This window comes from Brachybacterium sillae (assembly GCF_025028335.1).
Lineage (GTDB): Bacteria > Actinomycetota > Actinomycetes > Actinomycetales > Dermabacteraceae > Brachybacterium > Brachybacterium sillae.
The window spans coordinates 2,179,348-2,193,428 of the sequence record NZ_JAFEUW010000001.1; the positions used below are offsets into that span (position 1 = coordinate 2,179,348).

Genomic DNA, 14,081 nt, shown 5'->3' on the forward strand with positions numbered 1-14,081 from the left:
CTTCGTGCTGTGCGCACCCCGCGAATCCTCACCACGACGGCGGCCCTGATGCTGCTGTTGGGCGCCTGCACCACCCCCGGAACACAGGGCCCCGGAGCGCAGGACCCCGCAGCGGCGCCGACCGACCCCGCGAGGTCCGAGACGTCCGCGGCACCGTCGGGCTCCGCGGCGCCCTCCGCGGCCGTCGACCCCGCCACCCGCGAGGCGTGTGCCGAGCTGTGGGGCGACCCTGACTACCGGGCACCGCTGACCCGGGACATCCTCGACCGCGCCGCCACCGCGCGGGAGAACGGTCCTGACGACCCCATGTTCTACGCGATGACCGGGGACGACATCGAGGCGGCCGTCGCCTCCGCCCCTCCCGCCCTGCAGCAGGCGGCTGCGCCGCTGGCCACCTGGATGCGGGAGCAGCCCCAGCGCGGCGCGGCCGCCGACATGGACGCCTTCGACGCCGCCTACGCGCAGCTCGCCGACGCCTGCGCCCCCGCCTCACCGGCCGCCCAGTGGGCCGCCGCCCCGGGGGCCGACGCCACCAAGCCCGCCACGCTCGTGTGTGCGGACGTGTTCGACACCCCCCTCACCCGCACGGACCTGCGCAGCGCGAACGTGCTGACCTCCGAGCTGTTCCAGCTCGTCGGCCGCAGCCCCCGGACGGTGCCGGACGGCCGGGAGGACCAGCTGCGCGTGGTCGACACCGTGCTCACGGAGGAGATCCGGGCGGTCGACGACGACGCCGTGCGGAAGGCGCTGCTGGACATCCGCACCCCGGTGGCGGACGCCCTCGGCGGTGACCTCGACTCTCCGGGTATCGCGGCCCCCCTGGAGGATCTGACTGCGGCGTGCACCGCCGCCGGGTACGCCACGGGCTCCGGGCAGGAGCCTTCCGGCGGCGACGAAGGAGGACTGGTGTGAGCACTGTGGAGGTCGCCGTCGCGACCATCGGCAAGGCGCACGGGCTGCGCGGCGAGGTCGCCCTGTTGCTGCGCACCGACCGCCCCGAGGAACGGCTCGCCGACGGCACCGCCTTCGCGCTGGACGTGCCCGGGGCGCCGCGCACCCTCACGGTGGCCGGCACCCGCGTGCAGCAGGGCCGCTGGTATGCCAAATTCGTGGAGGTCACCGACCGCACGGCCGCCGAGCAGCTGCGCGGGGCCGAGCTGACCCTCGAGGTCGACCCGGAGGCGGAGGCCGAGGAGGACCCCGACGCCTGGTACGCCTTCGAGCTGCAGGGCCTGACGGTGCGGCATGTCGCCGATGATCGCGTGCTCGGGGAGGTCATCGACCTGGAGCACTACCCCGCCCAGGACCTGCTGATCGTGCGAGGGGCCGATGGTCGCCGCGTGATGCTGCCGTTCGTGGAGGAACTGGTGCCCGAGGTCGATCTGGAGCAGGGGGTGGTGCGGGCCGACCCGCCCGGCGGCCTCTTCGACGATGACGTCGTCTCCGAGCGCGACCCCGAGATCGACCCCGGTCACGAGGGCTGAGCCGGTGCGGATCGACGTCCTCACCGTCTTCCCGGAGTACCTGCAGCCGCTGGACCTGTCCCTCATCGGCAAGGCCCGCCGCCGGGGAGTCCTCGACCTCCACGTCCACGACCTGCGGGACTGGACCCATGATCGCCACCGCACCGTCGATGACACGCCGCTGGGCGGGGGAGCGGGCATGGTGATGAAACCTGAACCGTGGGCGGAGGCCTTCGCCGCCGTCGTCGCCACCGGCCGGGAGGAGCTCGGCGCCGGCGCGCGCCCGCTGATCGTGTTCCCGAACCCCGCAGGGACGCCGTTCGCGCAGGCCACCGCGCAGGAGTGGTCCGCTCGACCGTGGATCGTGTTCGCCTGCGGTCGTTACGAGGGCATCGACGAGCGGGTGTACGACCACCTGGCCGACGCCGGTCATGAGGTCGCCCTCGCGAGCCTCGGTGACTATGTGCTCAACGGTGGCGAGGTCGCGGTCCTGGCGATGACCGAGGCCGTCGTGCGGCTGATCCCCGGGGTGGTCGGCAATGCCGAGTCCCTGGTGGAGGAGTCCCACTCCGACGGTCTGCTGGAGTACCCGCTGTACACCCGGCCGGCCAGCTGGACCGATCCGCTGGGCATCACCCGCGACGCCCCGGAGGTGCTGCTGTCCGGGAACCACGCCCGCATCGCGCAGTGGCGCAGGGAGCAGTCGGAGCAGCGCACCGCACAGCGCCGCCCCGATCTCGCAGCCCGCCGCGCCCAGGGGACCGACCCACAGCACTGACGGGTCGCCGACAGCCCGTTCCCGATCGTCGCCCGCCGACGAGATGTCCGGCACCCTGCGTGCACCCCACTTGGCACGCGAGCCGTGGCCGCGGCACAATGGTCCGCTGTGCATGCCGCGCGCGGTCCTGCCCCAGGGGGACCGTGCAGCAGGCGGCCGGGCAGGTCCGTCGCGATGGGAGTCGCGGCCAGAGGCCCAGCACACCGGCACGGGGTTCCGCCCCGCCGGATCATGGTTCCCGGATGCTCCGGCATCCCCGCGAACACACCGTCCGACCTGGGGCGGGAGGTGGAGGACACACCATGCAGAAGCTCGACGAGCTCGACAAGGCGTCCCTGCGCGACGACATCCCGTCGTTCCGCCCGGGCGACAACGTCAAGGTCCACGTGAAGGTCATCGAGGGCAACCGCTCCCGCGTGCAGGTCTTCCAGGGGTACGTCATCGCCCGCCAGGGTGACGGTGTGCGCGAGACCTTCCGCGTCCGCAAGGTCTCCTTCGGTGTCGGCGTGGAGCGCGTGTTCCCCGTGCACGCCCCGACCATCGAGAAGATCGAGGTTGTCAGCCGCGGCGACGTCCGCCGCGCGAAGCTGTACTACCTGCGCGGCCTCACCGGCAAGAAGGCCCGCATCAAGGAGAAGCGCGATCACTCCTGAGCGCGCATGACCGCACGCACCGCACGACGGCGGCCGTCCCTGCTGGGGGCGGTCGCCGTCGTCGCGGTGGTGGCTCTGCTGGCGGCGTGGGGGATCCGCGAGCTCGTGGCACAGCCGTTCACCGTCCCCAGCGGCTCCATGTCACCGCTGCTGCAGCGGGGCGACGTCATCCTCGCCGACCGGACCGCACGGGGGCGGGCCCGGCCCGGCGATGTCGTGGTCGTCGACGGCCGCGGGTACCTGGCCGACGCCGATTCCGGCGGCCACTACTGGGTCAAGCGGGTGATCGGGGTGGGTGGTCAGCGCATCACCTGCTGCACCGCGGATGGTCGCCTGATGGTCGACGGTCGCCCGCTGACGGAGCCGTACGTGCCCGGCGGCCAGCGCGCCAGTGACATCGACTTCGATGTCGAGGTGCCGCAGGGCCGCGTGTTCCTGCTCGGCGACGACCGCGCGAACTCGACCGACTCCCGGCACCGGCTGGGGGCACCCGGCGGCGGCATGGTGCCCGAGGAACGGGTGGTCGGAACCGTGACGCGGATCGTGTGGCCGCCCGCGCGTGCGCGGTCCCTGCCGCCGATAGACTCGAGCCGATGAACGAGACCTCCCCCGACACCGTCCCGGAGTCGGTCTCTCAGCCCGCCCCGGATGCGACTCCGGACTCGACCGCGGAGTCGGCACCGAACGCGACCCCGGGGTCGACCGGCGCGTCGACGGCGAGCGGCCGCCGCGCCGACCGTTCCGCTCGGCGGGGCAGCGTGCTGGAGTACCTGTTGACTATGGTCGTGGCGCTGCTGATCGCGGTGCTGGTGAAGACCTTCCTGGTGCAGCCGTTCTACATCCCCTCCGCCTCGATGCATCCGACGCTGCTGGAGAACGACAAGATCCTCGTCTCCAAGCTCAGCCCGGGGGTGTTCGACCTGGAGCGCGGCGATGTCGTCGTGTTCGAGGACCCGGGGGACTGGGTGGGCGCCCCCATGCCGCCGGATTCGACCCGCTACCGGGCGCAGAAGGTCCTCAGTTTCGTCGGCCTGGTGCCGGACCCCTCCCAGTCCTTCCTGGTGAAGCGACTGGCCGGCCTTCCCGGTGACCGGGTGACCTGCACGGAGACCGGGGGCGACGTGAGCGTCAACGGCACGCCCGTCACCGAGCCGTACATCGCGCCGGGCACCGGCGCCTGCCAGACCACCTTCGATGTCACCGTCCCGCAGGACTCCGTGTGGGTGCTCGGCGACAACCGTTTCCAGTCGGGAGACTCCGCCTGGCATCAGGCGCAGAACGGCAACGGCTTCGTCCCGCTGGAGGACGTCACGGGGCGGGCCGTCGTCGTCTTCTGGCCGCTGACGCGGTGGGAGACCCTCGGCGAGGGCCGGGACGCCTTTGCGGACGTCCCCGCCGCCCAGTGACCACCCGCTCCCGCCCCGCCCCCACCCTGCAGGTGGAGACGGGCCTCGCCCGGCAGCTGCGCCCTCACGGTGAGGCCATCATCGTGGGCCTCGACGAGGTGGGCCGCGGCGCCCTCGCCGGACCGGTCGTCATCGGCGCCTGCGCGATCCGGATGGTCGACGCGGAACCGATGACGGTGCTGCCGCCGGAGGTGCGTGACTCCAAACTGCTCACGCCCCGCCGCCGGGAGGCGCTCGCACCGCGGATCCGCCAGGCCGCGCCCACCGCCAGCGGATGGGCCAGCGCCGCGGAGATCGACGAGCTGGGGATCCTCCCGGCTCTCGCCCGCGCCGCCCGCCGTGCCCTCACGGCACTGGAGCTGCCCGTCCATGCGATCCTCCTCGACGGCTCCGTGGACGTCCTCGCCCGCGACGGCCTGGGTGCGCAGGCCTCGGTGACCGTCCGCGTCGGGGCCGACCGTGACTGCGCCAGCGTCGCCGCCGCCAGTGTGGTGGCGAAGGTGGAACGTGACGCCCACATGCAGCGCCTGGACGCCGACGCCCCGCAGTACGGATGGGCGGGCAACAAGGGGTACGGATCCGCGGCGCACCGGCAGGCCCTGCGGGAGTACGGCGCCCACCCGGAGCACCGGCGCAGCTGGAACCTGGGCCTGGACGCACCCACTCTGCCGCTGGCGTAGTGTGGGGCGGCGTTCGGTCACACAGCGCACTCAGGACGCGGAGGTCGATGTGAGCACCCAGGATCTCGAGAACTACGAGTCCGACATGGAGCTGCAGCTCTACCGCGAGTACCGCGACGTGGTCGGGTTGTTCACGTATGTGGTGGAGACCGAGCGGCGGTTCTACCTCGCCAATCAGGTGGACCTGCAGGTGCGCACCGCCGGCGGTGAGGTGTTCTACGAACTGACCCTGGCCGATGCGTGGGTGTGGGACGTCTACCGCTCCAACCGTTTCGTGCGTTCGGTGAGGGTGGTGACGTTCAAGGACGTGAACGTCGAGGAGCTCGCGAAACCGGACCTGCCGCTGCCCTGACGGGCGGCGCCCGTCCACGTTTCCTCCACCGGGGCCGGTCGTCCAGAATCCGCGGCCGCCCGTGGTCGCGCGCGGGGGCCGTCCCGCACGGTGGGGCGATGCACACCACGACGCCGCCCCGACCGCTCCTGGATCGTCTCGACCACATCGCCTCCCTCAGTGCCCGTGAGCTCGGAGAGCTCGGTGAGGACTGGGCCGCCGCCCGCCTCGAGCAACAGGGCTGGACGCTGCTCGAACGCAACGTCCGCCTGGACCGCGGGGAGATCGACCTCATCGCCCTCGACGGCACCAGCCTGGTGTTCGTCGAGGTCAAGACCCGCCGTACCCTCGTCACCGGCGCCCCGCAGGCCTCCGTCACCGCCACCAAGGTGCGGCGGCTGCGTGCACTCATCGGCCGCTACCTCACCACCCGCTCCGTCCCCCACACCGACGTCCGGCTCGACGTGATCGCGGTGCTCGCCCCTCCCGGGCGTCCCCTGGAGATGGAGCACCTGAAGGGGGTGTGGTGACATGTCACTCGGACGCACCCTCGCCGTCGCCCTGCAGGGGCTCGACGGCACCGTCGTGGAGGTCGAGGCGCACGTCGCCACCGGCCTGCCCGCCTTCACCGTGGTGGGGCTGCCGGATTCCTCGATGCTGCAGGCCCGGGACCGGGTCCGTGCCGCCGCCGCCCACATCGGTCACTCCCTGCCGTCACGGCGGATCACCGTGAACCTGGTGCCCGCATGGCTGCCCAAACACGGCAGCGGATTCGACCTGGCCGTCGCGGTGGCGGTGCTCACCGCACAGGGCGTGATCCCCCCGGATTCACCCCGGCAGACCCTGCACCTGGGTGAGCTCGGACTCGACGCCCGGCTGCGGCCCGTGCCCGGGGTGCTGCCGGCGCTGGTCGCCGCCCGCGACCGAGGCGTCACACGGGCGGTTGTCCCCGCGGACTGCTTCGATGAGGCCCGCCTGGTGGAAGGCATGAATGTTCTCGCGGCGGAGGACCTCGCGGCGGTGGCGCGCGTTCATGGGGCCCCGGTGAGGATGCGCGGGCGTGCCGGGCTGCCCGTGCGCGGCGGCACCCACGGTGCATCCCTCCGAGGCGTGGACACCCCCGCCCTCGGTGCGGTGAGCCCCGATTTCGCCGACGTCATCGGGCAGGCGCAGGCCCGGGCCGCCGCGGAGGTCGCCGCGGCCGGAGGGCACCACCTGCTGCTGGTCGGCCCTCCCGGCGCCGGGAAGACGATGATCGCGACCCGGCTGCCGTCGATCCTGCCGGACCTCAGCATGGAGGAGTCCCTGGTGGTCAGCTCCCTGCATTCCCTCGCCGGCAGATTCCGCGCGGCGGACGGTCTCATCCGTCGGCCCCCGTTCGAAGCACCCCACCACACCGCTACCACCGCCGCGGTGGTCGGCGGCGGCTCTGGCACCGCCGCCCCGGGGGCGATCTCCCGCGCCCACGGCGGGGTGCTGTTCCTCGACGAGGCGCCCGAGTTCCCCTCCGGAGTGCTGGAGGCGCTGCGTGAACCCCTCGAACGCGGGGACATCACCCTGCACCGCTCCCGTGCCGTGGTGCGTTACCCGGCACGGTTCCAACTGGTCATGGCGGCGAACCCCTGCCCCTGCGGGCACGGCGGCGGCCGAGGGGAACGCTGCACTTGCACCTCCCTGCAGCGCCGCCGCTATGCGGCCCGTCTGTCGGGCCCGGTGTTGGACCGCATCGACCTGCGCATCGACGTGCCCCCGGCCGACACCCGGCGGGTGATGACCGGGGGAGGGGAGGAGAGCAGCGCCGTGATCGCCGCACGGGTCGCCGCCGCCCGACGCCGACAGGAGGACCGATTCGCGGACCTCCCCTTCCGACGCAACTGTGAGATCCCCGGACCCCTGCTGCGCCGCGACTTCCGTGCCGCCCCGGCTGAGCAGCGTCTGCTGCAGCACGCCGTGGAGGCCGGCAGGCTGAGCCTGCGCGGTCACGACCGGGTGATGCGGGTGGCCTGGACACTGGCGGATCTGGCCGGTGCGGATCGGCCCGGCGCCGACCACGTCGGGCAGGCGCTGCAGCTGCGGGGGAGTGATCGCCGATGAGCGCCCTGCCCACCCCCGGTCATCAGCCCGGTCTGCGCGCCGCCCTCGCCGAGGACGAGGAACGCCTCGCCCGCGCCGTGTGGTCGATGCTCGCCGAACCGGGCGATGACATCGCCCATGCTGCCGTCGACGAGCTCGGGGCCCGTGCCGCCCTCGACCGGGTCCACCGTGGCACCGGTGCGCAGCTGCTCGCTGAGCTGCCGGAGATCCCCTCAGACGGTCTCGACCCGCGCGGCAGCGCCAGCCCCGACCCGCGGCAGCGCGCCGACGCTGCCCTGCGCCGCTGGCGGGCGCGCCTGGCGGATCTCGACCTTGACCGGGCGCTGGGCCGGGTCACCGAGGCCGAGGTGCGGTTGATCGTCCCCCACGACCCGGAATGGCCCACGGCCCTCGGGGACCTCGGACCACACACACCGTTCTGCCTGTGGGCCATCGGGCCCGGCAACGCGGCCGAACTGAACGCCACCGACCGGTCCCTCGCGGTCGTCGGGTCCCGCGCCTCCACCCCGTACGGGGAGGATGCGGCCCACGAACTCGCCGCCGGTCTCGCGCAGCGCGGGATCACGGTGGTCTCCGGAGGCGCCTACGGGATCGACGCGGCGGCGCACCGCGGCGCCCTGCAGGCAGGGGGCTCCACCGTGGCGCTGCTCGCCGGGGGCCTCGACGCGCTCTATCCGCCGGGCAATGCACAGCTGCTGCGGCGCATCGGCGATGAGCATCTGCTGCTGGCGGAGAGCCCACCCGGCATGGCCCCCACCCGGTGGCGGTTCCTCGCCCGGAACCGGTTGATCGCGGCGCTGTCCGGGGCGACGGTGGTGGTGGAGGCGGCGTGGCGCTCCGGGGCGCTGTCCACTGCCCGGCGCGCCCTGGAGATCGGACGGGAGGTGGGTGCGGTGCCCGGCCCCATCACCGCCCCGTCGTCCGCCGGATGCCACCAGCTGATGCGTGACGCCGCGGTCCTGCCGATCACCTGTGCGGAGGAGGCGCGCGCCCTGCTGCCGGGGCAGGCGCCACCGGAGGAGCAGCGGCGGCAGGATGAGCTGGATCTGTTGGGACCGGCGGCGCGCCGCGTGCTCGATGCCCTGCCCCCGCGGGGCTGGGCCACCGTCGCAGCGCTCGCCCTGGAGACGGGGTTGCCGCCTGCCGAGGTCACCACGCAGCTGGCCCATCTGCAGCTGTTCGGCCGCGTCGAGCTGCGGGAGGAGAGGGCCCGCCGCCGCTGAGACGCCCCGCCCCCGGTGTCGTGGCGTCGCCCCGGCACTGCGGGCCCCGGTCTGCGACACTGCTGGGCATGACCACCAGGGACCCGGCCGCCGAGGAGGCACTGGTCGAGGCGTTCACCGAGCACCTCGCCCTGGAGCGCGGCCGTTCGGCACACACGGTGCGCGCCTACCGCCGGGAGGCCGCACAGCTGCTGGAGCATCTGCGGGACCGCGAACGGATCGAGGTGGAGGACCTCGATGTGGCGGCTCTGCGGTCCTTCCTCGCGGCACGGATGGAGACCGGGGCGGCACCTGCGACCCTCGCACGCTCCGCAGCCGCGGTACGGACCTTCGTCACCTGGCTTCACACCACCGGCCGGATTCCCCACGACCTCAGTGGCCGCCTGCAGACGCCGCGGCGGGGGCGCCACCTTCCCACCGTCCTCACCGGTGACCAGGCCGCGCGCCTGGTCACCGAACCCGCCGTGAGCCGGCGCGGTGCGGGATCGCACTCTCCCGTCGGCGATCCCGCGGAAAAGGACCCTGCGGGCCCGCGTCCCTCGGTCCCGTCGGCCGAGACCGCCCCCACCCCGATCGACCTGCGGGACGCCGCGATCCTCGAGCTGCTGTATTCCAGCGGACTGCGCGTCTCCGAACTGGTGGGGCTGGATCTCGGCGATGTCGACACCACGGAGCACACCGTGCGGGTGCTCGGCAAGGGCGCGAAGGAACGCGTGGTCCCGGTGGGGGTGCCGGCCCTGCGCGCCCTGGAGAGGTACCTGCGGCAGGGGCGCCCGAACCTCGTCGTGGCCGGGAGCCCGGCGTCGGGGGACGCAGCGGGTTGCACCAGCCCTGCCGTGGACCCGGCCGGTTCCGCCCTGTTCCTCGGGGCCCGAGGCCGCCGCCTGGGGGATCGGGCGGTGCGCAGCATGATCGACCGACGCGCCCGCGCCGCCGGGATCTCCCGTCACGTCACCCCGCACACGCTGCGACACACCGCCGCGACGCACCTGGTCGACGGCGGGGCCGACCTGCGCAGCGTCCAGGACTTCCTCGGCCACTCCTCACTCGCCACCACGCAGATCTACACGCACGTCACGCCGGAGCGGCTGCGTGCCGTGGTCGAGCAGGCCCATCCCCGCGCCTGACCCCGCCCGGTGCCGCCGGTGGGAGGACGGCATCGGACAGGGTCAGCGCGATGCGCGGACGCCCCCGGGGGTGCCTGCGCCGACGGCCGGAGTCAGGCCACGCGGGTCACGCGGATCGCGTCGGCGACGACGTAGCCGGGGGCGGCGCTCCACCGGCTCACCCCGAACAGGAGCCGCGTCCCCGCACCGAAGCTGTGCGTGCCGAGGTCCCGCCACACCCCGCCGTTGCGGGTCTGGTCCAGCGTCACCGAGACCTGGCCGGTCGAGGCCGGGATCAACCCCGGAGTCTGGGTGTTGTACCCGCTCGCGGCCGGGTACCACACCTCGATCCGGTAGCGGCCGGCAGCCGGCAGATTCGCCGAGAACCAGGCGACGTCGGAGACCTTCGCGGGGCTCGCATAGCGGTAGCTGCTGCCCCGCTTCTGGGTGCCCCAGCTGGAGGTGCCCCAGTTCGAGGACGCCGTGAAGCTCTGCCACTGGGTGGTGACCACGGCGCTGAAGGTGGAGGGCGCCGGGGAGGTCCCACCGGTGAGGGCGTCGTACCGGGTGAGGCCGTGCTTGGTGATGAACGCCCAGACGCGGTCGGCGTAGTCGCCGGTGCCGCCGTAACCGCCCTTGTCGACCTCCACCAGGAACCGGTACGGATCGTCGGTGTACCGGAACGCTGCGGAGTAGTTGGTGTGCTGCAGGAACGCGCCGTGTCCCAGGAAGGACTCCGCTTCGGTGGCGAACACCTGGAACGGCTGCAGACGGCAGACCATCTCGCCGTTCACCCAGTCGCCGGTGAGGAAATCCCGCTGGCCCACGGCGTGCACGTTGGACCGCAGGGCTTTGATGCCGTGGAGGTTGTGCGCCACGCGGGCGATCTCCGTGCGGCCGAAGTAGCTCTCCAGCCCGGCCTGCCCCATGGCGACGGAGACGGGGACCCGGTAGCGGGCGCGCTCGGCCTGTGCCCAGGGGGGCACGCGGGTGAAGAACGCCTGCTGATCGGCGGCCGTGATGGCGGGCAGGTCGCGTCCGCAGTTGTCGACCACGGCCTGGGCGAGCGGCGCGGCGACGGCGGGAGCGGCCAGTGCCGCCGCGGTGAGGGGGATGAGGGAACGACGGGAGATGGTCATGGGACGGACCTTTCAGGGGGCGCGGTGCGGGGGCACCGGGGACGTCGACGCCGCTCGCGGCTGCGGTGGCGGCATCGACGTTAAGGACCGGCGTCCGGGGCGTCGATGGGGAGGGCTCCCCACCCCAGCAGGCTGGCGGCGAGCCGGCGGCCCGTGGTAGTCCCGTCCGGAGCACGCGCAGCCTCTCCCGTCTCCCGATCCACGGCACCGCTGCCCGCCGCGGCGCCTGACGCCGGCCCGCCCCCGGCGCCGTCCAGAGGCAGCAGGACGCTCGGACCCCGCCGGTCCCCGAGAAGCAGCAGGGGATCCAGATAGCCACCGGCCAGCCGCGCCCCCAGGTGCAGGCACAGCTGCGGGGCGCAGTGCGAGGCGGAGGTCGAGGCCTCGTCCAGCGTGCCGATCACGTCGCCGCGGCGGACCGGTTGACCGGCCTGCACACTGCTACGCACCGGTTCGTAGGTCGATTGCAGCCCGCCGGCATGCTGGATCGACACCACGGGCCGGCCCGCCACCTGCCCCACGAACCGCACGACCCCGTCGTCGACCGCCCGCACCTGGACCCCGGCGCCGGCCAGATCCGCCCCACGGTGACCCGCCGCGTACGGCGTCGGGGGCGCCTCGAAGGGATGCACCACGCGATGCGGTGCCGCAAGGGGCCACGACCACGACCCCGGTTCGACGTCCGGCGCGGCCCGCACCGTCGCTCCCGGAAGGAGACACGCCACGAGCACGACGAGTGCGAGGAGCGCCGAGGGCCGCACACGCCGCGGGAGATGCCGCACGAGCGCCGACGGGGCGGGGCAGGTCTGGGTCAGAGGCATGCCCGGAGCCTGCCCGTTCCCCCGAGCGGGCGCCGCCCGGAGCTGCGCCCGGTGGATGACCAGCGCCTGGGGAGGAGACGCTGCCGTGCTCTCCCGCCGGGTTCTCCCGCCGGATCTCACACCCCATGGCGGCCCGGGCTGTCGGTGAGGTGGGCTACTCTGAGACCAGCATCCGGCGGATCCGGATGACTTCGCGCGCCCGACAGGGCGTCCACCCATCGGTCCCCGACCCGCGACGCCACGGCACCCGCCCGTCGTCCGCGTGGGAGGGGAGGGCGGACACCCGGGCGCCAGGCCCCGGCCGACCGGTCCGGGGGACAACCGAGAAAGCAGGTCCTGCGCGAGGACCGCGGACGCCCCCGAGGTGCGCCGCGTGAGCCCAGGGCCCGAGGAAGAGGAAACCTCATGGCAGTCGTCACCATGCGCCAGCTCCTGGAGAGCGGCGTCCACTTCGGCCACCAGACCCGCCGCTGGAACCCGAAGATGAAGCGCTTCATCTTCACCGAGCGCAACGGCATCTACATCGTCGATCTGATGCAGACGCTCACCTACATCGACAAGGCGTACGACTTCGTCAAGCAGACGGTCGCCCACGGCGGCACCGTGCTGTTCGTCGGCACCAAGAAGCAGGCGCAGGAGTCCATCCGTGAGCAGGCCACCCGCGTGGGCATGCCCTACGTGAACCAGCGCTGGCTCGGCGGCATGCTGACCAACCTGCAGACGGTCTCCGCCCGCGTGAACCGTCTCAAGGAGCTCGAGCAGATCGACTTCGAGGATGTGGCCTCCTCCGGCCGCACCAAGAAGGAGCTGCTGATGATGCGCCGCGAGAAGGAGAAGCTGGAGAAGACCCTCGGCGGCATCCGCGACATGGCCCGCACCCCCAGCGCGGTGTGGATCGTCGACACCAACAAGGAGCACCTGGCCGTCGACGAGGCCCAGAAGCTCGGCATCCCGGTCGTCGCGATCCTCGACACCAACTGCGACCCCGACGAGGTCACCTACCCGATCCCCGGCAACGACGACGCGATCCGCTCCGTCACCCTGCTGACCCGGGTGATCGGCGATGCCGTCGCCGCCGGTCTGCAGGAGCGCCACGCCAAGAGCGAGGGCGGCGAGAAGAACGTCTCCGCCGTCGACGCCGAGCCGCTGGCCGAGTGGGAGCGTGAGCTGCTGCAGCAGTCCGAGTCCCAGCAGCAGGACGCCCCGGCTGAGCAGGGTGCCGGTGCCGCCGAGACCCCCGCCGCCGAGTCGAGCGAGTCCACCTCCGATGCCGCTGCGGAGGGCCAGGCCGAGGCCCAGCCCGCCGCCGAGTGACCAGGTCGCGCGGCCCGTCGGGGCCGCGCGACGTCCCCCCTCGACGACAATCCCTCTCGACCACCCCGCTTGCACCCCTCTTGGGAAGGACATGACCATGGCCAACTACACGGCTGCTGACATCAAGGAGATCCGCGAGTCCACCGGCGCCGGCATGCTCGACGTCAAGAAGGCGCTCGACGAGGCCAACGGCGACAAGGCCAAGGCCGTCGAGATCATCCGCGTGAAGGGCCTCAAGGGCATCGCCAAGCGCGAGGGCCGCTCCGCCTCCGAGGGCCTCATCGCCGTCGACGTCCGCGACGCCGAGGGCGGCCAGGTCGGCACCCTCGTGGAGATCAACTCCGAGACCGACTTCGTGGCCAAGAACGCCAAGTTCGTCGCCCTCGGTGACGAGGCCGTGGCCGCCGCCGTCGAGTCCGGCGCGAACGATCCGGCCGACCTCGCCAACACCCCGTTCGGGGAGGCCCTGACCAACGCCGGCGCGACCATGGGCGAGAAGATCGTCGTGCGCCGCATCGGCCGTGTGCAGGGCGAGAAGGTCGTGCAGTACATGCACCGCACCAACAAGGACCTGCCCCCGCAGGTCGGCGTGCTGGTGGCGACCAACGCCGGTGGCGAGGACGCCGCGTACGACGTCGCGATGCACATCGCCGCCTACTCCCCGGCGTACCTCACCCGTGAGGACGTCCCGGAGCAGACCGTCGCCGATGAGCGCCGCATCGCCGAGGAAACCGCGAAGAACGAGGGCAAGCCCGAGCAGGCTCTGCCGAAGATCGTCGAGGGGCGCCTGAACGGCTTCTTCAAGGAGAACGTGCTGCTGGACCAGCCGTTCGCCAAGGACTCCAAGAAGTCCGTGGGCCAGTTCCTCGAGGAGTCCGGCGCGAAGGTCACCGGCTTCGTCCGCTTCCGCGTCGGCAACTGACCCCACCGTCGACGCGCCGCCACGGCAGCGCGACGACACCGCACGACAGCCCCGGGACCCGGTCCCGGGGCTGTCGTCGTCCCCGCACAGCTGCCGCCCGCGTGTGTCGGGCATGTCGCACTGTCCGCGTCGGCGGCCCGAGCGCTCCGGT

General features: G+C 72.9%; 16 protein-coding genes. 14 read left to right on the forward strand and 2 right to left on the reverse strand.

Annotated features, from left to right (window positions below; all coding sequences use genetic code 11):
* Positions 1–9: 9 nt before the first annotated feature.
* The 12 genes from JSY14_RS10035 (at position 10) to JSY14_RS10090 (ending at position 9,755) form a co-directional block, all read left to right on the forward strand.
* Positions 10–912 (forward strand): hypothetical protein, encoded by a 903-nt coding sequence (locus tag JSY14_RS10035; RefSeq protein WP_259558783.1) that lies wholly within the window; start codon positions 10–12, stop codon positions 910–912.
* Entirely contained in the window at positions 909–1,484 is a 576-nt protein-coding gene (rimM, locus tag JSY14_RS10040; protein ID WP_259558786.1) for a ribosome maturation factor RimM, read from the forward strand. The genes JSY14_RS10035 and rimM overlap by 4 nt, the downstream gene beginning before the upstream one ends.
* A gap of 4 nt (positions 1,485–1,488) precedes the next feature.
* Positions 1,489–2,241 carry a tRNA (guanosine(37)-N1)-methyltransferase TrmD gene (gene trmD, locus JSY14_RS10045; protein WP_259558789.1) on the forward strand — a complete coding sequence of 251 codons (753 nt, stop codon included), beginning with the start codon at positions 1,489–1,491 and terminating at the stop codon, positions 2,239–2,241.
* A 302-nt stretch (positions 2,242–2,543) separates the two neighbouring features.
* Positions 2,544–2,894: a 50S ribosomal protein L19 gene (gene rplS, locus JSY14_RS10050; RefSeq protein WP_259558791.1), complete on the forward strand. Its 351-nt coding sequence runs from the start codon at positions 2,544–2,546 to the stop codon at positions 2,892–2,894.
* A gap of 6 nt (positions 2,895–2,900) precedes the next feature.
* Positions 2,901–3,491 carry a signal peptidase I gene (gene lepB / locus JSY14_RS10055; protein WP_259558794.1) on the forward strand — a complete coding sequence of 197 codons (591 nt, stop codon included), beginning with the start codon at positions 2,901–2,903 and terminating at the stop codon, positions 3,489–3,491.
* Positions 3,488–4,300 carry a signal peptidase I gene (gene lepB, locus JSY14_RS10060; RefSeq protein WP_259558796.1) on the forward strand — a complete coding sequence of 271 codons (813 nt, stop codon included), beginning with the start codon at positions 3,488–3,490 and terminating at the stop codon, positions 4,298–4,300. The genes lepB (JSY14_RS10055) and lepB (JSY14_RS10060) overlap by 4 nt, the downstream gene beginning before the upstream one ends.
* Positions 4,297–4,980 carry a ribonuclease HII gene (gene rnhB / locus JSY14_RS10065; protein ID WP_259558798.1) on the forward strand — a complete coding sequence of 228 codons (684 nt, stop codon included), beginning with the start codon at positions 4,297–4,299 and terminating at the stop codon, positions 4,978–4,980. The genes lepB (JSY14_RS10060) and rnhB overlap by 4 nt, the downstream gene beginning before the upstream one ends.
* A 49-nt stretch (positions 4,981–5,029) precedes the next feature.
* On the forward strand, positions 5,030–5,332 hold the full coding sequence (locus tag JSY14_RS10070; protein ID WP_259558799.1) for a DUF2469 domain-containing protein: 303 nt from the start codon (positions 5,030–5,032) through the stop codon (positions 5,330–5,332).
* Positions 5,333–5,430: 98 nt separating this feature from the next.
* The gene (locus tag JSY14_RS10075; protein WP_259558801.1) at positions 5,431–5,841 is read left to right on the forward strand and encodes a YraN family protein; all 411 of its coding nucleotides are present in this window, start codon (positions 5,431–5,433) and stop codon (positions 5,839–5,841) included.
* A gap of 1 nt (position 5,842) precedes the next feature.
* Positions 5,843–7,405: a YifB family Mg chelatase-like AAA ATPase gene (locus tag JSY14_RS10080; protein WP_259558803.1), complete on the forward strand. Its 1,563-nt coding sequence runs from the start codon at positions 5,843–5,845 to the stop codon at positions 7,403–7,405.
* On the forward strand, positions 7,402–8,628 hold the full coding sequence (gene dprA / locus JSY14_RS10085) for a DNA-processing protein DprA (RefSeq protein WP_259558804.1): 1,227 nt from the start codon (positions 7,402–7,404) through the stop codon (positions 8,626–8,628). The genes JSY14_RS10080 and dprA overlap by 4 nt, the downstream gene beginning before the upstream one ends.
* A 68-nt stretch (positions 8,629–8,696) precedes the next feature.
* Positions 8,697–9,755, forward strand: coding sequence for a tyrosine recombinase XerC (locus JSY14_RS10090; protein WP_259558805.1), 1,059 nt, complete (start codon positions 8,697–8,699; stop codon positions 9,753–9,755).
* Between the two features lie 92 nt (positions 9,756–9,847).
* Here JSY14_RS10090 and JSY14_RS10095 read toward each other — a convergent pair whose 3' ends face one another.
* Complete coding sequence (locus JSY14_RS10095; RefSeq protein WP_259558807.1) at positions 9,848–10,873, reverse strand: golvesin C-terminal-like domain-containing protein; 1,026 nt, start codon at positions 10,871–10,873, stop codon at positions 9,848–9,850.
* Between the two features lie 80 nt (positions 10,874–10,953).
* Positions 10,954–11,694: a M23 family metallopeptidase gene (locus tag JSY14_RS10100; protein ID WP_259558809.1), complete on the reverse strand. Its 741-nt coding sequence runs from the start codon at positions 11,692–11,694 to the stop codon at positions 10,954–10,956.
* Positions 11,695–12,099: 405 nt separating this feature from the next.
* On the opposite strand from JSY14_RS10100, the gene rpsB reads away from it, so the two are divergent.
* Both rpsB and tsf read left to right on the forward strand, forming a co-directional pair.
* Positions 12,100–13,008 carry a 30S ribosomal protein S2 gene (gene rpsB, locus JSY14_RS10105; protein WP_259558811.1) on the forward strand — a complete coding sequence of 303 codons (909 nt, stop codon included), beginning with the start codon at positions 12,100–12,102 and terminating at the stop codon, positions 13,006–13,008.
* A 97-nt stretch (positions 13,009–13,105) separates the two neighbouring features.
* Positions 13,106–13,930, forward strand: a complete 825-nt coding sequence (tsf, locus tag JSY14_RS10110; RefSeq protein WP_259558812.1) for a translation elongation factor Ts — start codon at positions 13,106–13,108, stop codon at positions 13,928–13,930.
* Positions 13,931–14,081: the final 151 nt, after the last annotated feature.